The 26,566-nt window shown below is 71.6% G+C and carries 23 protein-coding genes; 5 read left to right on the top strand and 18 right to left on the bottom strand.

Annotation, left to right across the window (positions count from 1 at the left end):
* Both ACE3UN_RS06300 and purE read right to left on the bottom strand, forming a co-directional pair.
* A complete protein-coding gene (locus ACE3UN_RS06300) occupies nt 1-1,191 on the bottom strand; it encodes a 5-(carboxyamino)imidazole ribonucleotide synthase (RefSeq protein WP_374674060.1) in 1,191 nt (396 codons plus the stop codon).
* Nucleotides 1,188-1,652 (bottom strand): 5-(carboxyamino)imidazole ribonucleotide mutase, encoded by a 465-nt coding sequence (purE, locus tag ACE3UN_RS06295; protein ID WP_374674149.1) that lies wholly within the window; start codon nt 1,650-1,652, stop codon nt 1,188-1,190. Before purE ends, ACE3UN_RS06300 begins: the two co-directional genes overlap by 4 nt.
* Nucleotides 1,653-1,816: 164 nt before the next feature.
* On the opposite strand from purE, the gene ACE3UN_RS06290 reads away from it, so the two are divergent.
* Nucleotides 1,817-2,776, top strand: coding sequence for a tetratricopeptide repeat protein (locus tag ACE3UN_RS06290; protein ID WP_374674059.1), 960 nt, complete (start codon nt 1,817-1,819; stop codon nt 2,774-2,776).
* A gap of 36 nt (nt 2,777-2,812) precedes the next feature.
* Here ACE3UN_RS06290 and ACE3UN_RS06285 read toward each other — a convergent pair whose 3' ends face one another.
* The 4 genes from ACE3UN_RS06285 to fba all read right to left on the bottom strand — a co-directional run bounded on the left by ACE3UN_RS06285 (nt 2,813) and on the right by fba (nt 6,953).
* Nucleotides 2,813-3,934: a hypothetical protein gene (locus ACE3UN_RS06285; protein ID WP_374674058.1), complete on the bottom strand. Its 1,122-nt coding sequence runs from the start codon at nt 3,932-3,934 to the stop codon at nt 2,813-2,815.
* A gap of 21 nt (nt 3,935-3,955) precedes the next feature.
* A complete protein-coding gene (locus tag ACE3UN_RS06280; protein WP_374674057.1) occupies nt 3,956-4,864 on the bottom strand; it encodes a phosphoribosylaminoimidazolesuccinocarboxamide synthase in 909 nt (302 codons plus the stop codon).
* Between the two features lie 64 nt (nt 4,865-4,928).
* Nucleotides 4,929-5,786 carry a DUF3667 domain-containing protein gene (locus ACE3UN_RS06275; protein WP_374674056.1) on the bottom strand — a complete coding sequence of 286 codons (858 nt, stop codon included), beginning with the start codon at nt 5,784-5,786 and terminating at the stop codon, nt 4,929-4,931.
* Between the two features lie 102 nt (nt 5,787-5,888).
* Nucleotides 5,889-6,953 carry a class II fructose-bisphosphate aldolase gene (gene fba, locus ACE3UN_RS06270; protein WP_374674055.1) on the bottom strand — a complete coding sequence of 355 codons (1,065 nt, stop codon included), beginning with the start codon at nt 6,951-6,953 and terminating at the stop codon, nt 5,889-5,891.
* Nucleotides 6,954-7,254: 301 nt separating this feature from the next.
* Here fba and ACE3UN_RS06265 point away from each other — a divergent pair, with 301 nt between their 5' ends.
* The gene (locus ACE3UN_RS06265; protein WP_374674054.1) at nt 7,255-8,283 is read left to right on the top strand and encodes an STAS-like domain-containing protein; all 1,029 of its coding nucleotides are present in this window, start codon (nt 7,255-7,257) and stop codon (nt 8,281-8,283) included.
* Between the two features lie 13 nt (nt 8,284-8,296).
* On the opposite strand, the gene pyk is transcribed toward ACE3UN_RS06265, so the two are convergent.
* The 9 genes from pyk to def all read right to left on the bottom strand — a co-directional run bounded on the left by pyk (nt 8,297) and on the right by def (nt 17,585).
* The gene (gene pyk / locus ACE3UN_RS06260) at nt 8,297-9,727 is read right to left on the bottom strand and encodes a pyruvate kinase (protein ID WP_374674053.1); all 1,431 of its coding nucleotides are present in this window, start codon (nt 9,725-9,727) and stop codon (nt 8,297-8,299) included.
* A gap of 75 nt (nt 9,728-9,802) precedes the next feature.
* Entirely contained in the window at nt 9,803-12,112 is a 2,310-nt protein-coding gene (locus ACE3UN_RS06255) for an NADP-dependent malic enzyme (RefSeq protein WP_374674052.1), read from the bottom strand.
* Between the two features lie 188 nt (nt 12,113-12,300).
* A complete protein-coding gene (locus tag ACE3UN_RS06250) occupies nt 12,301-13,491 on the bottom strand; it encodes a phosphoglycerate kinase (protein WP_374674051.1) in 1,191 nt (396 codons plus the stop codon).
* Nucleotides 13,492-13,547: 56 nt separating this feature from the next.
* Complete coding sequence (locus tag ACE3UN_RS06245; RefSeq protein ID WP_374674050.1) at nt 13,548-13,877, bottom strand: AzlD domain-containing protein; 330 nt, start codon at nt 13,875-13,877, stop codon at nt 13,548-13,550.
* Nucleotides 13,874-14,611: an AzlC family ABC transporter permease gene (locus ACE3UN_RS06240; protein WP_374674049.1), complete on the bottom strand. Its 738-nt coding sequence runs from the start codon at nt 14,609-14,611 to the stop codon at nt 13,874-13,876. The genes ACE3UN_RS06245 and ACE3UN_RS06240 overlap by 4 nt, the downstream gene beginning before the upstream one ends.
* 48 nt (nt 14,612-14,659) lie before the next feature.
* Nucleotides 14,660-15,055 (bottom strand): hypothetical protein, encoded by a 396-nt coding sequence (locus ACE3UN_RS06235; RefSeq protein WP_374674048.1) that lies wholly within the window; start codon nt 15,053-15,055, stop codon nt 14,660-14,662.
* A gap of 92 nt (nt 15,056-15,147) precedes the next feature.
* On the bottom strand, nt 15,148-15,999 hold the full coding sequence (htpX, locus tag ACE3UN_RS06230; protein ID WP_374674047.1) for a zinc metalloprotease HtpX: 852 nt from the start codon (nt 15,997-15,999) through the stop codon (nt 15,148-15,150).
* A gap of 78 nt (nt 16,000-16,077) precedes the next feature.
* The gene (fmt, locus tag ACE3UN_RS06225; RefSeq protein WP_374674148.1) at nt 16,078-17,049 is read right to left on the bottom strand and encodes a methionyl-tRNA formyltransferase; all 972 of its coding nucleotides are present in this window, start codon (nt 17,047-17,049) and stop codon (nt 16,078-16,080) included.
* 20 nt (nt 17,050-17,069) lie between these two features.
* Nucleotides 17,070-17,585: a peptide deformylase gene (gene def / locus ACE3UN_RS06220; RefSeq protein ID WP_374674046.1), complete on the bottom strand. Its 516-nt coding sequence runs from the start codon at nt 17,583-17,585 to the stop codon at nt 17,070-17,072.
* Nucleotides 17,586-17,843: 258 nt separating this feature from the next.
* Here def and ACE3UN_RS06215 point away from each other — a divergent pair, with 258 nt between their 5' ends.
* The 3 genes from ACE3UN_RS06215 to ACE3UN_RS06205 all read left to right on the top strand — a co-directional run bounded on the left by ACE3UN_RS06215 (nt 17,844) and on the right by ACE3UN_RS06205 (nt 20,747).
* Entirely contained in the window at nt 17,844-19,007 is a 1,164-nt protein-coding gene (locus ACE3UN_RS06215; RefSeq protein ID WP_374674045.1) for a LysM peptidoglycan-binding domain-containing protein, read from the top strand.
* A gap of 13 nt (nt 19,008-19,020) precedes the next feature.
* The gene (dprA, locus tag ACE3UN_RS06210) at nt 19,021-20,190 is read left to right on the top strand and encodes a DNA-processing protein DprA (RefSeq protein WP_374674044.1); all 1,170 of its coding nucleotides are present in this window, start codon (nt 19,021-19,023) and stop codon (nt 20,188-20,190) included.
* 89 nt (nt 20,191-20,279) lie between these two features.
* The gene (locus tag ACE3UN_RS06205) at nt 20,280-20,747 is read left to right on the top strand and encodes a DUF494 family protein (protein WP_374674043.1); all 468 of its coding nucleotides are present in this window, start codon (nt 20,280-20,282) and stop codon (nt 20,745-20,747) included.
* Between the two features lie 42 nt (nt 20,748-20,789).
* Here the strand turns inward: ACE3UN_RS06205 and ACE3UN_RS06200 are convergent, their stop codons facing one another.
* From ACE3UN_RS06200 to secD, 3 genes are read right to left on the bottom strand one after another with little or no spacing between them, the layout of a single operon-like run.
* Nucleotides 20,790-23,462 carry a DUF1631 family protein gene (locus ACE3UN_RS06200; protein WP_374674042.1) on the bottom strand — a complete coding sequence of 891 codons (2,673 nt, stop codon included), beginning with the start codon at nt 23,460-23,462 and terminating at the stop codon, nt 20,790-20,792.
* Nucleotides 23,463-23,502: 40 nt separating this feature from the next.
* Nucleotides 23,503-24,555 carry a protein translocase subunit SecF gene (secF, locus tag ACE3UN_RS06195; protein ID WP_374674041.1) on the bottom strand — a complete coding sequence of 351 codons (1,053 nt, stop codon included), beginning with the start codon at nt 24,553-24,555 and terminating at the stop codon, nt 23,503-23,505.
* Nucleotides 24,556-24,576: 21 nt separating this feature from the next.
* Nucleotides 24,577-26,484: a protein translocase subunit SecD gene (secD, locus tag ACE3UN_RS06190; protein WP_374674040.1), complete on the bottom strand. Its 1,908-nt coding sequence runs from the start codon at nt 26,482-26,484 to the stop codon at nt 24,577-24,579.
* Nucleotides 26,485-26,566 lie beyond the last annotated feature (82 nt).

Here is a 26,566-nt window from a genome sequence, read left to right as displayed (position 1 = left end):
TCAGAAGCTGGGCAGGCCCAGGCAGGCAGCCGCCTGACGGGCCACGGCCAGGGCGTCCTGCGGCGTGGCGCCGGTGAAGGTGAGGTGGCCCATCTTGCGGCCGCGTCGCGCCTCGGTCTTGCCGTACAGGTGCAGGTGGGCGCCGGGCAGCGCGAGCACCTCGACCCAGGCAGGCGTGCGGGGCTGCATGTGGCCAGGCTCGAACCACAGGTCACCCAGCAGGTTGAGCATCACCGCCGCGGAATGCAGGCGCGGCTCCACCAGCGGCAGGCCGGCCATGCAGCGCACCTGCAGGTCGAACTGCGACAGGTCGCAGGCATCGATGGTGTAGTGGCCCGAGTTGTGCGGGCGCGGCGCCATCTCGTTGGCCACCAGCCGGGGCGTGCCGTCCGGGCCGCGCACGACGAAGAACTCCACGCACAGCACGCCCACGTAGCCCATGGAGCCGGCGATGGCACGCGCGCACTCGCGCGCCTGCTCGGCCAGCGCGGCCGGCACATCGGGCGCGGGCACCTGGGTGACCGCGAGGATGCCGTCGACGTGCAGGTTCTGCTGCACGGGGAACGTGACGGCCTGCCCGTCCGCCCCGCGCGCCACGATGACCGACAGCTCCAGCTGCAGCGGCAGCAGCTGCTCCAGCACGCAACGGGCGCGGCCCAGGCGCTGCCAGGCCGCCTCCAGCCCGGTACGGTCGGCCACGCGGACCTGGCCCTTGCCGTCGTAGCCCAGCGTCGCCGTCTTCAGGATGCCCGGCAGCAGGGCCGGCTCCACCGCGGCCAGGGCCTCGGCGCTGTCGACGACGGCGTAGGGCGCACACGGCACGCCGGCGCGGGCGAAGTGGGCCTTCTCCAGCGCCCGGTCCTGGCAGATCGCCACGGCGTCGGCGTCGGGCGCGACCGGGCGCTGGCCGGCCAGCTCGCGCAGCGCAGGGGCCGGCACGTTCTCGAACTCGGTGGTCACGGCATCCGCCACCCGGGCCAGTTCGGCCAGGGCCGCCGTGTCGGTGTAGGCCGCGTTCACATGGTGGTGCGACACCAGGCCCGCCGGGCTGGCCGGGTCGGGGTCGAGCACCGCGGTGGCGTAGCCCATGGCCTGGGCCGCGTGCACGAACATGCGGCCCAGCTGGCCACCGCCCATCACGCCGAGGGTGGCGCCGGGCAGCAGCGGGGCGGGCGTCGGGCGGCCGCTCACGTGAGCTCCGCGCTCATGGCGCGCGCCGCCTCGGTCTGGCGGGCGCGGAAGGCGTGCAGCCGCTCGCGCAGCAGCGGGTCGTGGTGGGCCAGCATGGCCACCGCGAACAGCGCCGCGTTGGCCGCACCCGCCGCGCCGATGGCGAAGGTCGCCACGGGAATGCCCTTTGGCATCTGCACGATGGAGTGCAGCGAGTCGACGCCGTTCAGGTGGCGGCTGGCCACGGGCACACCGAGCACGGGCACCACGGTCTTCGCGGCCAGCATGCCGGGCAGGTGAGCGGCACCGCCGGCCCCGGCGATGATGGCCTGCAGGCCCCGGCCTTCGGCCGCTTCCGCGTAGGCGAACATGTCGTCGGGCATGCGGTGGGCAGACACCACCCGTGCCTCATGGGCGACACCGAACTCGGCGAGAATCTGGGCTGCACCGCGCAGGGTCTCCCAGTCGCTGGACGATCCCATGACGATGCCGACGACCGGCGCGTCGCGCCCCGTGGGCAAGGGGAGTTCGGTCGAGTCGGACGGTGGGGTGTCCCCGGCGGGCATGGCGGTTTCCATCGCGGCAAAACGACGATTTTAGGCTGCCCCTTGTTTCTGCACGGTTCGTCCCCTCTTCACGTTCACACATGATCGACATCACCCTTCAGAACTTCGAGACCGAGCTCATCGCCGCCTCCATGCAGGTGCCCGTGCTGCTCGACATCTGGGCGCCGTGGTGCGGGCCGTGCAAGTCGCTGGGGCCGGTGCTGGAAAAGCTCGAGGCCGACTACGGCGGCCGCTTCGTGCTGGCCAAGCTCAACAGCGACGAGCAGCCCGAGATCGCCGGCCAGCTCAGCCAGGCCTTCGGCGTGCGCTCCATCCCCTTCTGCGTGATGTTCAGCCAGGGCCAGCCGGTGGACGGCTTCGTGGGCGCCCTGCCGGAAAGCCAGGTGCGCGCCTTCCTCGACAAGCACGTGCCCAGCGAGGACGCGCTGGAGGCCGACGCCGAGGTGGCCGAGGCCGAGGCCCTGCTGGCCGACGGCGGCAGCCCGGACGCGGCGCTGGCCAAGCTGCAGGAGGCCGTCGCCATCGACCCGGCGAACGACAACGCGCGGATCGATTACCTGAAGCTGCTGCTGTCCGGCGCCGCCACCGACCCGGCGCGCACGGCCCAGGCGCGTGCCGCCTTCGAACCGGTGGCGGGCAAGGTGCTGCAGGACAGCCGGCTGGCCGCCGTGGAGCACTGGCTGAAGGCCTGCGAGGCCCTGCCGGCCGCCCGGCCGGTGGCGAAGCTGGACGCCGCCATCGCCGCCAACCGGCGCGATTTCGACGCCCGCTTTGCCAAGGCGCAGCAGCTGTTCGCGCGCGGCGAGTTCACCGCCGCCATGGACGAGCTGCTCGAGATCCTGATGCGCGACAAGGCGTGGAGCGACGAGCTGGCGCGCAAGACCTACGTGGCCATCCTCGAGCTCATGACCAAGGCGCCGGCCAAGCCGGAGGCCGCCGCCGCCAAGGGCACGCTGGAGATCACCGGCAAGGCCGCCGCAGCGCCCAGCGACCCGGTGCTCGACCAGTACCGGCGCAAGCTCAGCATGGCCCTGTTCTGAGCTGGCGCGCCTGCCGCCCGCGTGGCGGCGGGCGCATCAGGCCACGCCGGCCGGCTCGTCCAGCGCCGTGAGGGCCTCGTCCAGCGCCGTCCGCAGACGGGCCTGCTCGGCGTGGTGCTGGTCCAGTGCCGCGTCGGCCAGGGCCTGCAGCTGCGCGGCGGCGGCATCCCGGCCACCATGGCGATGGATGGCGGCCAGCCGGGCGAAGGCGGCCGCCCGGTCGTCCGGGTCCTGCTGGTCGGCGGCCGAGGCCTCCGCGGCCCGTGCATCCGCGAGGGCCTGGGCGACGCGGCCCGTCTTCACATGGCACCAGGCGCGGTCGGCGAGCAGGCGCGCCGCGCGGTGCGACATGCCCTCGGCCGCGGCGCGCTCCAGGTGGTCGTCGAACAGCCGCGCGGCTTCCTCGTAGCGCGCCAGCGCCACCAGCAGCTGCGCCCGGTTCACCGGCACCATGGCCGACAGCGAGGCGACCCCCGTGCCCCAGTCGTAGTTGGCGGTGGACTCCACCTCCAGCAGGGCCTTGCGCGCCTGCTCCGCGTCGGCGCGGCCGAAGGCATCGGCCAGGGCCACGTGGCCCGCCCGGTGGGTGGCCAGGTTGTACAGCAGCACGCTGATCATGGAGCTGTCGCCGTCCGCGCTGGCATGCGTGCGGGCACGCAGGTACCAGGTCTGCGAGGCGGCGTCGTCGCCGGCGAAGCGGTAGGCGTCGGCCAGCACCAGTCCCACGCGGGCCCGCGCGGCATGGTGGTCCGCGTCCGCCAGTCGCAGCGCGCGTCCGACATGGCGGGTGAGGGCCGGCAGGTCCGATGCGTTGAACGCGCAAATGGCCAGCCACGCCGAGGCCAGGGCCTGCATCGGCTCGTCGCCGGCCGCCTCGGCTTCGGCGAGCGCTCGGCCGAACTTGTCCGCCGCGCCGCGGGCGATGGTGTCGAAGTGGTCGATCTGCCCATCCACCAGATGGATCCAGGCGGCCAGCAGGCCGTCGCGGTGGCGTTGGTTCTGCGTGCGCAGGCCCTGCAGCGCGAAGCGGGCATCGGACAGCAGACCGAGCCGCGCCAGGGCGCCCGCGCGCTCGGCCTTGAGGTACTCGCGGCGCAGCGGGTCCGTTGCGTCGACCAGCCCGCGGTCCAGGCGTTCGATCAGGCGGGAGGCAACCATGGCGTCGGGCTCCGCGAGTCCTCAGCCCGCCAGGCGCTGGAAGGCTTCCTGGTACTTCTCGGCCGTGCGCTGCACCACCTCGGGCGGCAGCGCCGGCGCCGGCGCCTGCTTGTTCCACGGGCGCCCGTCCACCCGGGCCTGCTCTAGCCAGTCGCGCACGAACTGCTTGTCGTAGCTGGGTGGGTTGGCGCCCGTCTTCACCGCCTCGGTCCAGCCGTCCACGGGCCAGTAGCGGGAGGAATCGGGCGTGAGCACCTCGTCCATCAGCACCAGCGTGCCGTCGGTGTCCAGGCCGAACTCGAACTTCGTGTCGGCGATGATGATGCCCTTGGTCAGCGCGAAGGCCGCCGCCTCCTCGTACAGGCGGATGGCCACGCGGCGCACCTGCTCGGCCAGCGGCTGGCCGATCATCTGCGCCATGCGCTCGAAGGGAATGTTCTCGTCGTGCTCGCCCATCTCGGCCTTGGTGGCCGGCGTGAAGATGGGTTCGGGCAGCTTCGCTGCGTTGGTCAGCCCCGGGGGGAGGGCCACGCCGCACACCGACTGCGACTGCCGGTACTCGGCCCAGCCCGAGCCGGCCAGGTAGCCGCGCACCACCGCTTCCACGGGCAGGGGCTTCAGGCGCTTGACCAGCATCGAGCGGCCGCGCACCTGGGCGACCTCGTCCGGCGCCACCACGGACTCCGGCGCATCGCCGGTGAGGTGGTTGGGCACCACGTGCTTCAGGCGCTGGAACCAGAACAGCGCCATCCGGGTGAGCAGTTCGCCCTTGCCGGGGATGGGTTCGCCCATGACCACGTCGAACGCGGACAGCCGGTCGCTGGCGATCATCAGGATGCGGTCGTCGCCGACGGCGTAGTTGTCGCGCACCTTGCCACGGGCCAGCAGGGGCAGCGAGTGCAGGGAGGACGTCAGCAGGGGCGAGCTCATGCCGTCACCAGGGGAAACAAGGGCCCTGTAGTGTACGTGGGGCCCCATGCGGGCAGCCGGCGCGTCAGCCGTGCAAGGCCTGCAGCGCCAGGCCTGCGGCCCCGGCCCCCAGCACCAGCCCGTGGAGCAGCGACAGCAGGACCGCACGCGCCACGGTGGCCCACCAAGCGCCCCCGTACACCCGGCGCAGCGCGAGCACGCCATGCAGCGGGATGCCGATCAGCGGCACCCAGGCAGCCGGCCCCGGCCCCAGCCCCACCAGCAGCGCGAGGAAGGCGAAGGCGTGCAGGTGGAAGGCAAACACGAGGTGCTCCCCGTAGCGCATGCGGCGGCGGCGGTACACCAGCTTGAGCCACGCGGCATAGACCGGCACCAGCGCGAACACCAGGTAGGGCGCGGCAGCCAGCATGCGCGCGCCCACCTCCCGCCGCCGCACCTCGGACGACGAGGCCTCGACCACCGACACCACGACGCCGCGGAAGCCGGGGCAACCCGTGGCCGGGCAGCCCATCTCGGCCAGCAGTTCCTGGCGTTGCGCGGCACTCATGGCCCCCTGCACCGGCCCGCTGCCCAGCACCACCGGCGCGCCCGCCTGCAGCGCGGCGCCACCCAGTTTCAGTGCGATGAAGAACAGGAAGCTGGCACTCAGGTACACGCGCAGCGGCAGCACGTGGCGCGCCTTGCGGCCGGCCAGGTACTCGGCGGTCAGCGCGCCGGGACGTCCCACCAGCAGGCGCAGCGTGCGCCACAGCTTGCCCTCGAACGCGACGTAGTGGCCCACGAACTCGTGCAGGAACTCCCACAGCGTGGGCGGATGGGGGGCGGTGTCCTGCCCGCAGGCGGGGCAATAGGCCAGGGGCGCGGGCGTGCCGCAGTTGCGGCAGGCGGTGTCGGTGCGGGTCGGGTGCGCGGCGTGCGACATGCGAGGCGGCGGGCTTCCTGAAAACGACGAGGCCCGCGCCCTGGACGGGTCGCGGGCCTGACTCGCGAGGCAGCGCAGCCGCCCCTGCAGGCGGCGTGGAGCTTACTGCACCACCTGGGCCAGCGCGCCGGAGGCGTAGCGCTGGGCCATCTCGGACAGCGGCACGGCCTGGATCTTGCCGGCCTGGCCTTCGCAGCCGAACTCCAGGTAGCGCTGCTTGCAGATCTTCAGCGCGGCCTCGCGGGCAGGTTTCATCCACTCGCGCATGTCGAACTTGTCGGGGTTCTCGGCCATGAACTTGCGCACCGCGCCGGTCATTGCCAGACGGATGTCGGTGTCGATGTTGATCTTGCGCACGCCGTGCTTGATGGCTTCCTGGATCTCCTCGACGGGCACGCCGTAGGTCTCCTTCATCTTGCCGCCGTACTGGTTGATGATGGCCAGCAGGTCCTGCGGCACCGACGACGAGCCGTGCATCACCAGGTGGGTGTTGGGGATCCGCTTGTGGATCTCCTTCACGCGGCTGATGGCCAGGATGTCGCCGGTGGGCTTGCGGCTGAACTTGTAGGCGCCGTGGCTGGTGCCGATGGCGATGGCCAGCGCATCGAGCTGCGTCTGCTTGACGAAATCGGCCGCCTGCTCCGGGTCGGTCAGCAGCTGGTCGTGCGTCATGGTGGCGTCGGTGCCATGGCCGTCTTCCTTGTCGCCCTTCATGGTCTCCAGCGAGCCCAGGCAGCCGAGTTCACCCTCGACGGTGACGCCCAGCTTGTGGGCCATGTCCACCACCTCGCGGGTGACACGCACGTTGTAGTCGAAGCTGGCGATGGTCTTGCCGTCGGCCTCCAGCGAGCCGTCCATCATCACCGAGCCGAAGCCCAGGTCCATGGCGCCCTGGCACACCGCCGGGCTCTGGCCGTGGTCCTGGTGCATCACCAGCGGGATGTGCGGGTAGGCCTCGACGGCCGCCTGGATGAGGTGCTTGATGAACGCCTCGCCGGCGTACTTGCGGGCGCCCGCGCTGGCCTGCAGGATGACCGGCGCGCCGACCTCGTGCGCCGCGCTCATCACGGCCTGCACCTGCTCCAGGTTGTTGACGTTGAAGGCCGGGATCCCGTAGCCGTTGTCGGCGGCGTGGTCCAGCAGCTGGCGCATGGAAACGAGAGGCATGTCGACGGTCCTCGATCGGTTGATGGTGAAGCGGCCCCGGCGCTGGGGCGGGCCCGGGCCGGGATCGGGGTGGACCCGCCGGCCGGCCGATGTAATCGCGCCGTAACTGGGCACCGATTCTACCGGCGCCCCCCGGCGACACGCTCCGACAAGCAGGGGGCGTGCCGGCACGGCGGGGCGCGGGCGGCATGGCGGACATCCGCACGAAATGGGCCGGCTTCGCCCCGCTTATTGCGCCAAGCCGGCCCGCGCACCGGCCCAACACTGCAGCTTGAGCCACTGTCTGGCTGGAACGCCCCCCATGCCCCGTCTTGCCCGCATCGACCTGCCGCAGGTCTGCACCTGGATCACCCGCACCGCGACCGAGCGGCCGGACGACTTGGCGGCGGCCGTCACCGAGCGGCTGGGCTGTTCGCCGGCCCGCGCGCGCGCCCTGCTCAGGCAGCTCGTGGCGCTGGGCTGGCTGGACGCCACGCCCTGCGGCCGACGCCTGCGCCATGCGCCGGGCCGCCTGCGCCAGGTGGTGATGCGCTACCCGCTCGCCGGCCTGGACGAAGACCTGCCCTGGTCACGCGATTTCGCTCCCTGGTTCGCCCTGCCGCGCCATGTGCGCGAGATGGCGCAACATGCCTTCACCGAGCTGCTGAACAACGCCATCGACCACAGCGGCGGCCACAGCGTCACCGTGTCCATGCGCCAGACGCCCGCGCACCTGCAGCTGCTGGTGTGCGACGACGGCCGCGGCCTGTTCGACAAGGTGCGCGAGGCCTTCGGCATCGATGACCCCGCCATGGCCATGCTGGAGCTCGCCAAGGGCCGGCTCACCAGCGACCCCGCGCGCCATACCGGCCGGGGCCTCTACTTCACCTCGCGCCTGGCCGACGTGTTCGACCTGCATGCCAACGCCGTGGCGTTCCAGCACCGCGAGTGGGACCCCATGAGCTGGAAGGCGGGCCGCGCCGTGCGGCCGCAGGGCAGTGCCATCTACCTGGCCATCGCGCTGGACACGGAACGCACGCTGGACCAGGTGATGCGCTCGGCGAGCCTGGACAGCACGGGCTACGGCATCGACCGCACGCGCCTGCCGCTCAGGCTCATCCAGCGCGACGACGCGGGGCTGGAGTCGCGGGCCCAGGCGCGCCGCGTGGCCGCGCGCCTCACCGAGTTTCGCCGTGCCGAGCTGGATTTCGCCGGCATCGACCGCATCGGCCAGGGCTTCGCCGACGAGCTGTTCCGCGTCTTCGGCCGCCAGGCGCCCGGCCTGGCGCTGGAGGTGCACAACGCCTCGCCCCAGGTGCGCGCCATGATCGACCTGGCCCGCGCCGCCTAGGCGGCGAGAACGGTCAACCCACCCGACATACCTTGAGCATGTTGGTGCCGCCGGGGTAGCCCATGGGCTCGCCGCAGGTGATCGCGTAGGTGTCGCCCGGCTTGAGCACGCCGTGCTCGATCAACAAGCGCTCGGCCGCGGCCAGGGCCTGGTCGCGGTCGCTGTAGTTGGGCATGAGGATGGGCCGCACGTTGCGGTACAGCGCCATGCGCGACTGCGAGCGCTCCTGGCTGGTCAGCCCGTAGATCGGCACGTGGATGTTGTGCCGGCTCATCCACAGCGCGGTGGAGCCCGATTCGGTGAGCGCCAGGATCGCCTTGCAGCCCAGGTGGTGGGCGGTGAACAGCGCACCCATGGCGATGGACTGGTCGATGCGGCCGAAGCGCTTGTTGGTGAAGTCCGCGTCCAGCTGCACGTCCTCGGCCCGCTCGGCCTCCAGCGCGATGAGCGCCATGTGCTCCACCGTCTCCACGGGGAACTTGCCGGCCGCCGTCTCGGCGCTGAGCATCACCGCATCGGTGCCGTCGAGCACCGCGTTGGCCACGTCGCTCACCTCGGCGCGGGTAGGCACCGGCGCGAGGATCATGGACTCCATCATCTGCGTGGCGGTGATGGTGAGCTTGTCGAGCTCCCGGGCCATGCGGATCATGCGCTTCTGCAGCGCGGGCACGGCCGCGTTGCCCACCTCCACCGCCAGGTCGCCGCGCGCCACCATGATGCCGTCGCTGGCCTTGAGGATGGCCTCCAGGTGCGGAATGGCCTCGCTGCGCTCGATCTTGGCGATCATCGCCGGCTTGTGGCGCCAGGGCTCGCCGGCCACGTTGGCCAGCTGGCGGGCCATCTCCATGTCGGTGGCGTTCTTGGGGAAGCTCACCGCCAGGTAGTCGCACTGGAAGCTCATCGCGGTCTTGATGTCCTCCATGTCCTTGGCGGTGAGCGCCGGGGCGGTCAGCCCGCCGCCCTGCTTGTTGATGCCCTTGTTGTTGGAGAGCTCGCCGCCCACCTTGACCAGCGTGTGCACGCGCTCGCCGGCCACGCGGTCCACGGTGAGCACGATCAGGCCGTCGTTGAGCAGCAGCGTGTCGCCCGGCTTCACGTCGCGCGGCAGCTCCTTGTAGTCCAGGCCCACGCCTTCCTCGTCGCCCGGCTCGGCGCGGGCGGCGTCCAGCACGAAGGGGCTGCCGTTGACCAGCATCACCTTGCCGGCGGCGAACTTGCCCACGCGGATCTTCGGGCCCTGCAGGTCGGCCATCAGGGCCACCGGCTTGCCCACCCGGGCGGCGCACTCGCGCACCAGGCGGGCACGGTCGATGTGGTCCTGCGCGGTGCCATGGCTGAAGTTCAGCCGCACCACGTCCACCCCCGCCTGGATCAGCCGCTCCAGGATGGCGGCGTCGCTGGAGGCGGGACCGAGGGTGGCGACGATCTTGGTGGCGCGGGTCATGGCGGGGGCGGCTTTCGTCTGTGCTGGGGTGAACCCGATTATGGACAGCCGCCAGCCGCCGGGGTTACACCGCCATTACAGCCCGCGGCCGGCGCGCTGCGCCGCCACATCGGTGACGGCCAGGGCCGTCATGTTGACCACGCGGCGCATGGTGGCCGAGGGCGTCAGGATGTGCGCCGGCGCTGCCGCGCCCAGCAGGATGGGCCCCACCGTCACGTTGCGGCCTCCGGTCACCTTGAGCACGTTGAACAGGATGTTGGCCGCGTCGATGTTGGGCAGCACCAGCAAGTTGGCGGCGCCGCTCAGGCTCGTCTCGGGCAGGGCCGCGCGGCGGATGGCCTCGGACAGGGCCGCGTCGCCGTGCATCTCGCCGTCGCACTCGATGTGCGGCGCGCGCTGCACGAACAGGTCCCGGGCCGCGCGCATGCGGCGCGCGGACGGCCGGGTGGACGAGCCGTACATGGAGTGCGACAGGAACGCCACCTTGGCCGGCAGGCCGAAGCGCTGCACCTCCTCGGCGGCCATCAGCGCGATCTCGGCCAGCTGCTCGGCACTGGGCTCCTCGTTGACGAAGGTGTCGGCGATGAACAGCGTGTGCTGCTCCAGCATGATGGCGTTCATGGTGGCCAGCGTGCCGGTGGGGCGGCCCGCGCCGATCACCGTCTTCACATGCTCGAAGTGCGCGTCGAAGCGGCCCACCAGGCCGCAGAGCATGGCGTCGGCGTCACCGCGGCGCAGCAGCATGGCCGAGATGAGCGTGTTCGAGCGGCGCAGCGCCGCCTTGGCCGCCTCGGGCGAGACGCCATCGCGCCCCATCAGGCGGTGGTAGTCCTCCCAGCAGGCGCGGTAGCGCGGGTCGTCCTCGGGGTCCACCAGCTCGAAGTCCACGCCCGGCTTCAGGCGCAGCCCGGCGCGCTCGATGCGCATCTGCACCACCGCCGGCCGGCCCACCAGGATGGGCTGGGCCAGGCCCTCGTCCTTCACCACCTGCACCGCCCGCAGCACGCGCTCGTCCTCGCCCTCGGCGTACACCACGCGCGCCGGGCGGGCCTTGGCCGCCTCGAACACCGGGCGCATGAACATGCCCGTCTGGTACACGTACTGCGCCAGCGAGTCGCGGTAGGCCGCCAGGTCGGCGATGGGGCGGGTGGCCACGCCGGACTCGGCGGCCGCCCGCGCCACGGCCGGGGCGATGCGCAGGATCAGGCGCGCATCGAAGGGGGTCGGGATGAGGTAGTCGGGCCCGAAGCGCAGCTCCTGCCCGGCGTAGGCGGCGGCCACCTCGTCGCTCGTCTCGGCCTTGGCCAGCGCCGCGATCTCGTGCACGCAGGCCCGCTTCATCGCCTCGGTGATGCGGGTGGCCCCGCAGTCCAGCGCGCCGCGGAAGATGTACGGGAAGCACAGGACGTTGTTGACCTGGTTCGGGTAGTCCGAGCGCCCGGTGGCGATGATGCAGTCCGGCCGCGCGGCCTTGGCCACCTCGGGGCGGATCTCCGGCTCGGGGTTGGCCAGCGCCAGGATGATGGGGCGATCGGCCATGGTCTTCACCATCTCGGCCGTCAGCACGCCGGCGGCCGAGCAGCCCAGGAACACGTCGGCACCCGCCACCACGTCGGCCAGCGTGCGCGCGTCCGTGGCCTGGCGGTAGCGCAGCTTGGAGGCGTCCAGCGTGTCGCCGCGGCCCTCGCGGATCACGCCCTTGGAGTCGCAGACGAAGATGTTCTGCGGCTGCACACCCAGGCTCACCATGAGGTCGAGGCAGGCGATGGCCGCCGCACCGGCGCCCGACACGGCGAGCTTGACCTCGCCGATGGCCTTGCCCACCAGCTCCAGGCCGTTCAGCAGCGCGGCGCTGGAGATGATGGCCGTGCCGTGCTGGTCGTCATGGAAGACGGGGATGTTCAGCCGCTCGCGCAGCTGGCGCTCCACGTAGAAGCACTCGGGCGCCTTGATGTCTTCCAGGTTGATGCCGCCCAGCGTGGGCTCGAGCGCGGCGATGATCTCGACCAGCTTGTCGGGGTCGTTCTCGGCCAGCTCGATGTCGAACACGTCGATGCCGGCGAACTTCTTGAACAGGCAGCCCTTGCCTTCCATCACCGGCTTGCCGGCGAGCGGGCCGATGTTGCCCAGGCCCAGCACGGCCGTGCCGTTGGTCACCACGCCCACCAGGTTGGCACGCGAGGTGAAATCGGCGGCCTTGGACGGGTCGTCCTCGATGGCCAGGCAGGCATAGGCCACGCCCGGGGAGTAGGCCAGCGACAGGTCGCGCTGGTTGGACAGCGGCTTGGTGGGGGTGACCGCGATCTTGCCCCGCGTGGGCGTGCGGTGGTAGTCCAGCGCGGCGTCGCGCAGCGCCTGCTCGGCGGGGGTCAGGTCGGGGTGCATGCGGTCTCCTCGGGCGGTCCCTCGGCCGGCGGGCCCGGCGGGACGCGCAGGGTAACGGCTCAGGCGCCGCACCGGGGTGCGTGGTGACCGCAGCATGCAAGATCGGCATGCCCCGATGCCGGCATGCCGGGGCGCCGCCCCCCCGGCGCGCCGGCGGGGCGGCGGCGGGGGGCGGGGCGCTCAGTCGCTCAGGCCGCGCGCCTGGCCAGGATCTCGAAGGCCGGCAGGGTCTTGCCCTCCAGCACCTCGAGGAAGGCGCCGCCGCCGGTGGAGATGTAGCCCACGTCCTGCTCGATGCCGTACTTGGCGATGGCCGCCAGGGTGTCGCCGCCGCCGGCGATGCTGAAGGCGTCGCTGGCCGCGATGGCGCGCGCGATGGTCTCGGTGCCCTGCGCGAAGGCGTCGAACTCGAACACGCCCACCGGGCCGTTCCAGACGATGGTGCCGGCGGCCTTGAGCTGCTCGGCCAGCCGGGCTGCCGTCTTCGGCCCGATGTCGAGGATCAGGTCGTCGTCGGCCACCTCGGTGGCGGCCTTCACCGTGGCCGGCGCGTCGGCGGCGAAGGTCTTGGCGCACACCACGTCCTCGGGAATCGGCACCGCGGCGCCGCGCGCCTGCATGGCCGCGATCACGGCCTTGGCCTCGCCCACCAGGTCGGGCTCGGCCAGGCTCTTGCCGATCTTCAGGCCGGCGGCGAGCATGAAGGTGTTGGCGATGCCACCGCCCACGATGAGGCCGTCCACGTTCTTCGCCAGCGACTGCAGGATGGTCAGCTTGGTCGACACCTTGGAGCCCGCCACGATGGCCACCAGCGGCCGCTTCGGGTTGGCCAGTGCCTTGGAAATGGCGTCGATCTCCGCCGCCAGCAGCGGGCCGGCGCAGGCCACGGGGGCGAACTGGGCGATGCCGTAGGTGGAGGCCTCGGCGCGGTGGGCGGTGCCGAAGGCGTCGTGCACGAAGATGTCGCACAGCGCGGCCATCTTGCGGGCCAGCTCCTCGTTGTTCTTCTTCTCGCCCTTGTTCAGGCGGCAGTTCTCGAGCAGCACCACCTCACCCGGTGCCACCTGCACGCCCTCGACCCAGCCGGACACCAGCTTCACCGGCCGGCCGAGCAGTTCGCCCAGGCGCTCGGCCACCGGGGCCAGCGAATCCTCAGGCTTGAATTCGCCCTCGGTGGGGCGGCCGAGGTGGCTGGTCACCATCACGGCGGCGCCGGCGTCCAGCGCCATCTTCACGCACGGCACGGACGCGCGGATGCGGGTGTCCTCGGTGATGCGGCCGGTATCGTCCTGCGGCACGTTGAGGTCCGCGCGAATGAACACGCGCTTGCCCTGCACCTGGCCCTGGGCCACGAGGTCGGCGAAACGGAGCACTTTCATCATGGTGGTGACTAGACGTTGTAGAGAAATCGGATGGGCGTCGGCGCGCGGCCTGCTCACCAGCCCAGGCCGAAGCGCAGGGCCAGCAGCACCGCCGTGCCGCACAGGATGGTGCCGAGGATGCCGCGGCGCTGCCAGTACCACAGGGCGCCCGCGGCGGCGGCGTACAGCCGCGCATCCTGCCACGTGTGGATGAGCTGGCCGTTGGTCATGACCACCTCGGGCACGATCACCGCCACCAGCGCGGCCAGCGGCGCGTAGCGCAGCGCCTCGCGCAGCCAGGTGGGAATGGGCAGCTCCCGCTCGGGCAGCAGGAAGAACGAGCGCGTGACCACGGTGATCACGCCCAGCCCGAGGATGGCGACGATGGCTTCCCAGGTGCTCATGCGCGCCCCCCGTCCGGCAGCGACGGCTTGAAGTGGTCGAGCAGGATGCCCACGGCCACCGCGGCCGCGATGGCGACCACGATGTTGAGCTTGAAGGGCAGCGCGAAGGCGGCCACCGAGGCGCAGGCGGCCACGGCCGCGGCGATCCAGGTGGCCCGGTCGGACAGCAGCGAGCCGGTCAGCCCGAGCAGCGCCAGCGTGCCGGCGAAGCCCAGGCCCCATTCGGTGGGGATGCGCTCGGCCAGCACGATGCCCGTCACGGCCATGAGCTGCCAGGTCACCCAGTTCACCGCCACGCCGCCCCAGAAGTAGGGCGCCTGTTCAGGGGCTGGCTTTGGCTCAGGAAAGCGCCGCATGAACATCACGTAGTTCAGGTCGGCGGTGAAGTAGCCGTACTGCAGCCGCTGGCGCAGCGGCAGGTTCGCGAAGTAGGGGCGCCACCCCGCGCTGAAGATCACGAAGCGCAGGTTCACGCAGGTGGCCGTGGCCCACACCACCCACAGCGGGGCGCCGCTGGCGATGAGCGGCAGCGAGGCCAGCTGCGCGCTGCCGGCGAACACCACGAAGGACATCAGCAGCGCCAGCGGAATGCCCAGGCCGCTCTTGACCATGGCCACGCCGGTGACCAGGCCCCAGGCGCCCAGGCCCAGCGCGATGCCGGTCATCTCTTGCGCGCCGCGGCGGAACTCGGGGTGGCGCCACATCGGGCGGGCGGGGACGGCGGCATCGGGCATCCGCCGATTGTCGCCCAGGGGTTTCCCCGGAGCGGCGCGCAGGGACGGTCAGTGGCCCGCCGCCTTGCGCGGGGAGGCCTTGGCCTGCTTCGTGCCGTCCTTGGTCGATTCGTCCTCGGCCACGGCCGATTCCTCGTCTTCGTCGCTGGCCTTGGGCTTGGCCACGTCGGGCGTCAGCTGCGGCGGCACCGGCTCGAGCTTGTTCTCACGCATGTAGTCGTCCATCTCGCGCCAACCGGCGTAGACGGCGGCCTTGTCGGCCTTCCTGTTCAGCGTGTAGCAATCTTCGATGGCGCGGGCGGCATTGCGGCAGGCTGCGCCGATGGCCTTGCCCTCGGCCTCCTTGCGGGCGGCGATGGCGGTGGCGCCCTCGATGCCCAGCAGGTCGCAGCCGGACAGCACCAGCAGGCTGGCGAGGACGGCGATGACAGGCAGGCGGGGCATGGCAGGGGCGGCGGATGGACGAGGCACTGTCGGCTTTATCGACCACCGCGCCGCCAGCTTGAGGGCCGCATTCGCCGCCCGCACCCGCCGTCTCAGCGCGCGGTGCGCGCCATCGCCATCAGGCGCTCCACCCGCTCTTCGGTGCTGGGGTGGGTGGAGAACAGCCCGCGCAGGCCGCCGCCGGACAGCGGGTTCATGATCATCATCTGCGCCGTCTCGGGGTGGCGCTCGGCGGCCTCCAGCGGAATGCCCTGCGCCATGCGGTGGATCTTCTGCAGCGCCGAGGCCAGCGCCTGCGGGTCGCCCGAGATCTCGGCGCCGCCGCGGTCGGCCTCGAACTCGCGCGCGCGACTGATGGCCATCTGGATCAGGCTGGCTGCCAGGGGCGCCAGCAGCATCACCAGCAGGGACACGATGGGGTTGGCCGGGCGGCCTTCCGAATCGCGGCCGCCGAAGAACATCGCGAAGTTGGCCAGCATCGAGATCGCACCGGCCATGGTGGCGCTGATGGTGGAGATCAGGATGTCGCGGTGCTTCACATGCGCCAGCTCATGGGCCATCACGCCGCGCAGCTCACGCTCGGTGAGCGTGCGCAGGATGCCGGTGGTGGCCGCCACCGCGGCATGGCTGGGGTTGCGGCCGGTGGCGAAGGCGTTGGGCGCGTCTTCCTGGATCAGGTACACGCGTGGCATCGGGATCTGCGCGCGCTCGGCGAGCTCCTGCACCATGGCGTAGAACTGCGGCGCGGAGCGAGCGTCCACTTCCTGCGCGTTGTACATGCGCAGGACGAGCTTGTCCGAGAACCAGTAGCTGAAGAAGTTCATGCCCAGCGCGATGACCAGCGCGAGCACCATGCCCTGCTGGCCTCCCAGCAGGCGGCCGATGGCCATGAACAGGGCGGTGATGGCCGCCATCAGCACGGCGGTCTTCAGCAGGTTGAACATGGTGTCCTGGGCCTTCGCGCCGCGGCGGGCGCGCGTCAATGGGGATACCGGCTCAGATGCGGGCGGGGGCCGGGAAGTTCAACCGCGGTCCGCGCCGGGACCGGGCAGCCGCGTGCCCGCGAGCGCCGGATGCGCCTGCAGGAAGGCGGCCACGTCCTGCCGCCGGCCGCCGGGGCGTTGCAGCTGCAACAGGTCGAGCGCGCCATCTCCACAGGCGACCGTGAGGCGGCCGTCGCGGGCATGCAGCACCGCACCGGGCTCGCCGTGCACGCCGGGGCGCAGCGCCGCCTGCCAGAGCTTCACCGTTTCGCCGCCACAGGCGAAGCTGGCGCCGGGGAAGGGGTCGAACGCGCGCACCCGGCATTCGATCCGCGCTGCGGGCAGCCGCCAGTCGATGGCGCCTTCGGCCTTGCCGATCTTGTGGGCGTAGGTCACGCCGACCTCGGGTTGCTGGACGGGACGCAGTCGACCGGCCGCCGCGTCGTCCAGCGCCGGCACGATGAGGCGGCCCCCTAGCGCGGCGAGCCGGTCGTGCAGCCGGCCGGTCGTGTCGTCGGGGCGGATCGGCTCAGGCGCCACGAGCAGCATGTCGCCCGTGTCCAGCCCCTCGTCCATCTGCATGATGGTGATGCCGGTCTCGGCGTCCCCCGCCTCGATGGCGCGGTGGATGGGCGCGGCGCCGCGCCAGCGCGGCAGCAGCGAGCCGTGGATGTTCAGGCAGCCCAGGCGGGGCAGGTCGAGCACCCAGCGCGGCAGGATCAGGCCATAGGCGGCGACCACCATCACGTCGGGGGCGGCCTGCTGCAGTGCGGCCTGCGCCGCGCAGGCGTCATCGGCGAAGCGCCCGTCCAGGCGCAGGCCCTGGGGCTGAGCCACGGGCAGGCCCTGCGCCAGCGCGAACTGCTTCACGGCCGACGGCGTGAGCTTCATGCCGCGGCCGGCCGGCCGGTCGGGCTGGGTGAGCACCAGCGGCACCGTGAAACCCGCCTGGTGGATGGCGGCCAGCGCCACGGCGGCGAACTCGGGCGTGCCGGCGAAAGCGACGCGCAGCGCCGAGCGGACGGACCCACTCATCGGCGCTTCTGCTCGTCGCGCGCCTTCTTCAGCATCTTGGTCTTGATGCGCTCGCGCTTGAGCGGGCTGAGGTACTCCACGAACACCTTGCCCAGCAGGTGGTCCATCTCGTGCTGCACGCACACCGACGTGAGCCCCTCGGCGTCGAACTCGTAAGGCTGGCCGTCGCGGCCGAGCGCGCGCACGGTCACCCGGGCATGGCGCGGGACAGCGTCGTAGACCGTGGGCACGGACAGGCAGCCCTCCTCGCCCACCACCATGTCCTCGCTGGTGCGCACCAGCTCGGGGTTGATCAGCACGCGCGGCTGGTCACGGTCGTCCGAGGTGTCCATCACGATGACGCGCTGGTGCACGTCCACCTGGGTGGCGGCCAGGCCCACGCCTTCGGCGGCGTACATCGTCTCCAGCATGTCGTCGACCAGGCGGCGCACGGTGTCGTCCACCACCGCGACCGGTGCGGCAACGGTGTGCAGTCGGGGATCGGGGTAGCGCAGGATGGGGAGCTGGGCCATGGACAGCAGGGTGAGAAATTGTGCTCGTCACGCAACGCGTAACGCGGCAGGTCGTGACAAAGGGTTGCAGCCTGCGAACCGATTTGTTGGCGGTATCAAGGCTTTAGGGGCAGAATTTGCCGAGCTTCTTAAGCTTTTCGTTCGGGTGGGAGACCGGCTTGAGCACGCAGGCGGCCGCGCCTGGCTTGGCGCCGAGCGCCCACCCGGGATTGTTGCATCGCCAAAGATTTCCGGCTCGCTGCCCGGGAGTGACCATTCATGAGCCGATCTGTGCGCCCGCCCTTCCCGCCTCTGTCCACCTGGCTGGCGGCCGCCACGCTCGGGCTGGCAGCCGCCTCGGCCGGCGCCACCCAATGGCCCGTGACGCCGCAGCAGCGCTCCACCGCGCAACAGGTGGCCGAGACCGGCGTGCCGCTGTCGGAGCTGTCCCCCAACGCGCCCGACAGCTACACAGTCAAGCGCGGCGACACGCTCTGGGATATCTCCAAGATCTTCCTGCGCAGCCCGTGGCGCTGGCCTGAGCTGTGGGGCATGAACCTCGACGACATCCGCAACCCGCACCTCATCTATCCCGGCCAGGTGCTCTACCTGGACAAGACCGGCGGCCGTGCCCGCCTGCGCACCGGACGGCCGGTCGAGACCAGCGGCGACGGCAAGCTCTCGCCGCGCGTGCGCGCCGAGCCGCTGCCCAGCGACGCGATCGCGTCGGTGCCCATGCACCTGATCGGCCCCTTCCTGAACGAAGCCATCGTGCTGGACAGCGACAGCCTGGCCGCGGCACCGCGCGTGGTGGCCACGCAAGAGGGCCGCGTGCTGGTGTCCAAGGGGGAGAACGCCTATGTGCGCGGCGACCTGTCGGCCGCTCGCCACTGGCAGCTGTTCCGCGAGGCGCGCCCGCTGGCCGACCCCGACACCAAGGAAGTGCTTGGCTTCGAGGCCCGCTTCGTGGGCTCGGCGGAGAAGGTGCGCGACGGCGAGGTCCGCCCCCTGCCGGACGGCAAGTCCGAGCTGGTGCCCTCCACCATCCTCGTGACGCACCTGCGCGAGGAAGTCAACGTCGGTGACCGCCTGGCCCCCACACCCAGCCGCGACGTGGAGCCCTTCGCGCCCCATGCGCCTGGCGCCCCGATCGCCGGCCGCATCATCTCGGTGTACGGCGACGGCCTGAACGCAGGCCAGAACCAGATCGTCTCGCTCAACCGCGGCGCCCGCGACGGCATGGAACGCGGCCACGTGCTGGCGCTGTGGCGCGCCGGCACCCAGCGCGTGGACACCACCGACCCGGATCGCGCCATGATCCGCCTGCCGGACGAGCGCCATGGGCTGCTGTTCGTGTTCCGCGTGTTCGAGCGGGTGTCCTACGCCCTCATCCTCCAGGTGCGGGACCCGGTGACCGCCGGAGACCGCTTCACCCAGCCCTGAACGCGCCCGGCGCGTGGATCCACCCGGGACGCCGGCCGACGGCGAGCTGCTCGCCTGGTTGCGGCTGGCGCATTCTCCCGGCCTCACGCGCGCGGCCGCGCGCCGGCTGCTCGCCGCCTACGGCTCGGCCACGGCCGTGCTGGATGCCGGTGCCGGCGGCTGGCGCGAAGTGGGCGGCACCGAAGCCGCCCAGGCGCTCGCCACCCCGGCACTCGACCACGACGCCCTGGGGGCCGCCTTGCAGGGCTGGCTGGCCGCCGAGACGGGACGCCGCCACGTCATTACCCTCGGTGACGACGCCTACCCGGCCGGCCTGCTGCAGACAGCAGACCCGCCCCTGCTGCTGTACGCCCACGGCGATGTTTCGCGCCTGGCGCGGCCGTCCGTCGCCATCGTAGGCAGCCGCCACGCCACGCCCGCCGGCCTGGAGAACGCCCGCGCCTTCGCCCAGCACCTCAGCAGCGCGGGTCTGGTGATCGTGTCCGGGCTGGCGTTGGGCATCGACGGCGCCGCCCACGACGGCGCGTTGGCGGGCGCCGCCATGGGCGCTGCGTCTGGCGGCGGCACGGTGGCCGTGGTCGGCACCGGCCTGGACCGCGTCTACCCCTCCCGCCACCATGCGCTGGCACACCGAATGGCAGCAGGGCACGGGGTTCTCGTCAGCGAGTACCCACTTGGCACACCGCCGCTGCGCGAGAACTTCCCCCGGCGCAACCGCCTCATTGCGGGCATCTCGCTTGGCACCCTGGTGGTGGAAGCGGCCGTGCAGTCCGGGTCATTGATCACGGCCCGCCTGGCGGCCGAGTGCGGGCGGGAGGTGTTCGCCATCCCCGGCTCCATCCACAGCCCGCAGGCGCGCGGCTGCCACCTGCTCATCAAGCAAGGGGCCAAGCTGGTGGAGACGGCCGACGACATCCTGCAGGAGCTCCCCGCCGCGGTGCGGGCACCCACCGCCGGTGCGGCGCGCGCGGCGACACCCGCGGCCCCACCGCCGCCTGCCCCACCCGCTCCCGGCGACGCCCTGCTGGCCGCGCTGGGCCACGATCCGGCCACGCTGGACGCGCTGGCAGCACGCACGGGATGGCCGGCCGGCGAGCTGCAGGCGCGCCTGCTCGAGCTGGAGTTGCAGGGCCGTGTAGGCCGCCTGCCAGGGGGGCTCTTCCAGCGCACCGGCGCCGCCTGACCAGCGCCGAAAGAAGCGCCGAAAGACCTCCGCAGAAGCCCGCCAAATGCCGCAGACCCGCTCGGAGGGGCTCGGTTATAGTGGGTTCCATGTTCGATGTCCTGGTCTACCTGTACGAGAACTACTGGCGCCCCGACGCCTGCCCGGACCATGCACAGCTGAGCCGGAAGTTGTCCGCCGTCGGCTTCGAATCGGACGAAATCGAAGAAGCGCTGCACTGGCTCGACGGCCTGGCACTGCGCACGGACGAACTGCGCCCCGACGGCACTGCCGCGGCCCCCTCGGCCGGCGCCGTGCGCGTCTACACGGCCGAAGAGCAGGAGCTGCTCGGCGAAGCGTCCATCGGGTTCATCAGCTTTCTCGAATCCGCCGGCGTGCTCACCGCACCGCTGCGCGAGATGGTGGTCGACCGCGCCACGGCGGTGGGCAGCGGCCCCCTGCCGGTGGAGGACCTCAAGGTCATCGTGCTGATGGTCTTCTGGAGCCTGGGCGAGGAGCCCGACGCGCTCATTCTCGACGAGCTGTTCGTCGCCCCCGAGGACCGACTCATCCACTGAGCCTGGCGCCCCGGCGCGAGGCGCCCGCCTGCGCCGAGCCCCTCAGGCCATCAGCCGCTCGGGGTCGGCCTTGATCTTCTCGATCGCGCTGCGCGTGGCGGCGATGGTGAGTGATTCGTCCTGCAGCGGCACGAGCAGACCCGCCTGCAGGAACGCCGCCAGCCGCGACTTCTGGAACAGCACGCAGCGGCCATCGGTGGCGCTGAACAGCGACAGCTGCCGGTTCATGCCCTGCCAGACCAGGCGCACGGCCTGCTGACGGCCGCGCAGGTCCAGCATGAAGGCGGCGCCGAGCTGCAGCTCGGCCGCCCATTGCAACATGGCCGGCCCCGGCATGGAGCCGCCGTCGGCCACGATCTCCAGCCCCTCGTGCTGGTGCTGGCTGCTGTCGAGCACCCAGCTCTCGTCGATCTCGACGTCCTCGTCGTCGTCGGGCAGCAGCTCCTCGATCATCTCCAGGCGCTGCTTGAGCTGCTCCAGGGCGTCGGGCGCGATGGCCGTGGCCCGGGCACTGAAGGCCGCGGTGACGGCCTGGCCGATGGCCTGGATGGACTCATCCTGGCGCGCCGCCGCGAGCCCCACCGACGCCATGCCCTGGCGCAGGCCGGTGAGCAGCGGCGGCACGCGGCGCAGGGCGTCCGTGCGCTCCTCGCGGGAGGTCTTGGCGCTGGCCGCCCACAGCAGCTCCGTGGCCGCCGTGCGCACGGCCTTCACCTCGGGGCTCTGCGGACCGTGGCGCACGGCCGCGGTGGCCAGCACGTCAGCCCAGACGCGGAACATGAAATCGCGCACCGCCTCGTGCACCGGCACGTTGCCCAGCAGCTTGCGCAGCTCGATGGTGTACTGGATGGCCAGCGTCTCGCGCTGCTCCACCTGCTGCGCCAGCGAGACGCCGGTGCGGCTCTTCTCGTTCTGGTCGCGGAAGTAGCCCTCGAGGAAGCGCTCGAACTCGTTGAGCACCGTCTGGAAGACCCGGCGGCCGGTGTCGGGAAAGGCCTCGACCACCTGCACCACGCGCTTGATCTCGGCCTCCAGCGGCGTGCCCACCACCTCCGAGCCGCCCTCGAAGCCCATCACGCAGGCGCCCATGCGGTCGATCAGGCGGCGCGCGGGGTGGTCGGCGGCGGAGAAGAAATCGGGCTCGGCAATGGCCACGCGCAGCACCGGCATCTGCAGCCGCGCGAACCACACGCGCAGCTGGGCGGGAATGCGCTCCTCGGTGAGGATGGCCTGGAACAGCAGCGCCACCAGTTCCACCGTGGCGCGTTCGGCCGGGGTGCTGGCCGCTTGCTTGAGCGCCACCTGGCGCTCGCGCAGCTCGTGCAGCAGACGCGAGGGCGTGGGCACGGCGCCCTCGGCGCCACCGGCCAGGGCACCATCGCCCGCCGGCCCGCCGGCCTGCTCCACCAGGCGCTGCTGCGCCTTGGCCATGGCGTCCGACAGCCGGGCCGACGGCGGCCGCGCGTTCGACGTGTCGCGGAAGCCCGGCAGGTGGCGCTCCATGACCTCCGAGAAATGCTCAAGCACGATGTCCGCGCGCGCCGCGCTGCCGGCCGCCGGCCGCGTGAGCATGCGCGTTTCCTCGTCGATCGCGCTGCCGTGCAGGATGCTTTGCGGCGGGCGCAGGCCCGGCGCCCCGGGAATCGGCGGGTGCCCCGTGCCATTCGCCTGGGCGTCGGCGTAGGCACCGGATGGGCCGGCCGACGAGGCAGAGCCCGACGCCCCCCCGCCCGCGCCATTGGCCGCCGCGACGCCGTGGCCTGCCGGGCGGCGCTCGGCCGCGTCGCCCGACCCCGCGCCAGGCGAGCCGCCCGCGTAGCCGCCACCGGCGTAGCCGCTGCGCGACCAGCCGCTGCCGCCGCCCGCCGCCATGGCGCCGCCGGCACCGAACCCCGTGCTGTGGCCACCGGCCGCGTCCGCCCCACTGCCGCCCGGCCGGCCGCTCTCCAGCCCCGCCTCGCCGTAGCGGGAACTGCTCCCGCCGCGCGTGGCCGGCGTCTCCGGGCCGTCCAGCCGCCCCGGCGAGGTGGACCGCGCCTCGGTGCGGCGGATCGCGCCGCGCAGGTCGACCTCGGGCATGACGCCGTGGTCCACCAGCCACTTGTTCATGTCGCGCCAGACGCCCTCGATGGGTGCGGCGCAGGCCTTCACCAGCAGTTCTTCCAAGCCTCGCCACGCCGTGAGGGACAGCCCGGCGTCCGTCCAGGCCTGCACCACCTGGTCGGCCAGCACGGGGGGGCGGAAGAGGTCGTCGTCGGCCAGCTCCGGCTGCCCCGTGAGGCTGAGCAGCCGGGCGCGCAGGTCGTTGAACTCCCACACGCCCTTGTCGAGCAGGCCCTGGGCGAGGCGCGAGACAACGATCTTGCGCTGGATGGTGTCGTCGTCCACCAGGGCCAGGTCGAGGCTGGCCGCGCGCGTCAGCGCAAAGGCGCTGGATTCGCTGGCGGGCGGCTCGGGGGCCGGGGTGGCATCCGCCATGGCTTGGCGGCGCACGCGCTCGGTCAGCCGGCCGGGCCAGCGGTTGCCGTGCTGCATGAGCTCCTGCAGCATGTCGCGGCGCTGCTGCGCCACCTGCCGCTCGGCCGGCTTCTCGTTGAGCGCCTGCGCCCCCGCGAGCGCCGCCGTCTGCCAGGCGGGGAACTCCCTCAGCAGGCGCTCGGCATAGAACGTACGGGCCTGCCGAAGCAGGCTGTTCGAAGCCGAGGGGGCGGACATGGGGGGCAGGGTATGCGTCGCTGCGGTGCTGCCGACGACTCTACACCACGGCCCCGGCGTTGGGGTCGGACGGATCGCCCGGATTCGCGCCATCCTTCGGCGGCGCCTTCACCAGGTCCTCGCGCTTGACGCCCAGCCACATGGCGATGGCCGCGGCCACGAACACCGACGAGTAGATGCCGAACAGGATGCCGATGGTGAGCGCCACCGCAAAGTAGTGCAGCGTGGGCCCGCCGAACAGCAGCATGGCCAGCACCATCATCTGCGTGGACCCGTGCGTGATGATCGTGCGGCTCATCGTGGACGTGATCGCATGGTCGATCACTTCCGTGGTGCTCATCTTGCGGTACTTGCGGAACGCCTCGCGGATCCGGTCGAAGATCACCACCGACTCGTTCACCGAGTAGCCCAGCACCGCCAGCACCGCCGCCAGCACCGAGAGCGAGAACTCCCACTGGAAGTAGGCGAAGAAGCCCAGGATGATGATCACGTCGTGCAGGTTGGCGATGATCGCGGCCACCGAGAACTTCCACTCGAAGCGCAGCGCCAGGTAGATCATGATGCCGACGACGACGAAGGCCAGCGCCTTCAGCCCGTCCTCGGCGAGTTCGGCGCCCACGGAGGGCCCGACAAACTCGGTGCGCGAGAGCTTCACGGGCTCGGCGCCCCCCGCCTCGCAGGCTGTGCGGCTGATCTGCTCGCCCTGCGGGGTGGTGTACTGGCGCTGGGCCAGCGTGCCCTGCTCGGCCTGGCACAGCGCGGTGAACACCTGCTCCGACACCTTGGACTGCGCGCCCTGCGCGTCGCCACGGCGCACCGGCAGGCGGATCATGACGTCGTGCGAGGTGCCGAAGTTCTGCACCTGCACCTCGCCGAAGTCCATGCCCTCGACGACGCGACGCACCTTGCCCAGGTCGGCCGTCTGCGCGTACTCCACCTCGAGCACGGTGCCGCCCGTGAACTCGATCGAGAAGTGCAGGCCGCGCGTGACGAGGAAGAACACCGCGGCCAGGAACGTGACCGCGGAGATGATGTTGAACACCAGCGCATGCCGCATGAACGGGATGTCGCGGCGGATCCGGAAGAATTCCATGACGAGTCCTTGAGCGCGGGGTCAGGCCTTGTCGGCCACGTCGGTGGTGGCGGGCGTGGTGGCGGGCGTGGCGCCATCCGGGCGCCACACCTGGCCGATCGATACCGACTTCAGCTTCTTCTTGCGGCCGTACCACAGGTTCACCAGCCCGCGCGAGAACACCACGGCCGAGAACATGGAGGTGAGGATGCCCAGGCAGTGCACCACCGCGAAGCCGCGGATCGGGCCCGAGCCGAAGGCCAGCAGCGCCAGGCCAGCGATCAGGGTGGTGATGTTCGAGTCGAGGATGGTGGCCCAGGCGCGTTCGTAGCCGGTGTGGATGGCGGCCTGCGGCGAGGCGCCGGCACGCAGTTCCTCACGCACCCGCTCGTTGATCAGCACGTTGGCGTCGATCGCCATGCCCAGCGTGAGCGCGATGGCCGCGATGCCGGGCAGCGTGAGCGTGGCCTGCATCATCGACAGCACGGCCACGAGCATCAGCAGGTTGAAGGCCAGTGCCAGCGTGGAGAACACGCCGAACAGCAGGTAGTACACGCACATGAACACGGCGATCGCCGCGAAGCCGTAGGTGACGCTGGCGAAACCCTTGGCGATGTTGTCGGCGCCCAGGCTGGGGCCGATGGTGCGCTCCTCGATGATCTCCATCGGTGCGGCCAGCGAGCCGGCGCGCAGCAGCAGCGCCACGTCGTTGGCTTCCTGCGTGGTCATGCTGCCGGAGATCTGCACGCGGCCGCCACCGATCTCGCTGCGGATCACGGGCGCGGTGACCACCTCTCCCTTGCCCTTCTCGAACAGCAGGATGGCCATGCGCTTGCCGATACTCTCGCGCGTCACGTCGCGGAAGATGCGCGCGCCCTTCGCGTCGAGCGTCAGGTGGACGGCCGGCTGTTGCTGGTCATCGAAGCCGGCTTGTGCGTCGGTGAGGTTCTCGCCCGTGAGCACCACTTGGCGCTTCACGATGACGGGGCCGCCCCCACGCTCCACGTAGCGCTCGGTGCCGAACGGCACCGGCGCGCCGCCGGCCGCTGCCGCGGCGGCCTCGGGAGAATCGTCCACCATGCGCACTTCCAGCGTGGCGGTGCGGCCGATGATGTCCTTGGCGCGGGCGGTGTCCTGCACGCCGGGCAGCTGCACCACCACGCGGTCCAGGCCCTGCTGCTGGATCACCGGCTCGGCCGTGCCCAGCTCGTTCACGCGGTTGTGCAGCGTGGTGATGTTCTGCTTGAGCGCCGCCTCCTGCACCTTGCGCACGGACTCGGGCTTGAGCGTGCCGGTGATCATCAGCTCGCCGCCCGTGGCGGCCCCTTCCACCCAGGTGGCGTCGGGCTGCGTGTCCAGCAGCACCGGCAAGGCCGCCGCCCGCGTGGCGGCGTCGCGGAAGCGCACCTCCACCGTGTTGCCTTCGCGCGTGATGCCCGCGTGTCGGATGTTCTTGTCACGCAGCGTGGTGCGCGCATCGCTGGCCATCGACTCGGCCTTCTTCGTGAGCGCGGCCTTCATGTCGACCTGCATCAGGAAGTGCACACCGCCGCGCAGGTCCAGGCCCAGGTACATGGGCAGTGCGTGCAGCGAAGTGAGCCACTGCGGCGAGCGCGACACCAGGTTCAGCGCCACGATGTAGGCGGGGTCGGCCGGGTCGGTGTTAAGCGCGCGGTCCAGCGCCGTCTTGGCCTTGATCTGCGTGTCGGTGTCCGGCAGGCGCGCCTTCACCGAGGTGCCTTCCAGCTGCACGAAATCGGCCGTCACCCCCGCCTCGCGCAGGGCCTGTTCCACGCGCGGCACCAGGGCCGCATCCACCTTCAGCGTGGCCTTGCCACTGGACACCTGCACCGCAGGTGCCTCGCCGAAGAAATTGGGCAGCGTATAGATGAGGCCCACCACCAGCGCGAACGCCAGCAGCAGGTACTTCCACAGGGGGTATCGGTTCATGTCGTGGCCTTCATGCCGGTCGACGGGCGCCGCAGGGGCCGCGGCGCGACGGGAAGGGGCCGGGGGCTCGCCGCCGCGCACC

The organism is Ideonella sp. (assembly GCF_041918995.1).
Classification (GTDB): domain Bacteria; phylum Pseudomonadota; class Gammaproteobacteria; order Burkholderiales; family Burkholderiaceae_C; genus Ideonella.
The sequence above is the reverse complement of the archived record's forward strand: the minus strand, read 5'-3'. Positions and strand labels throughout refer to the sequence as shown.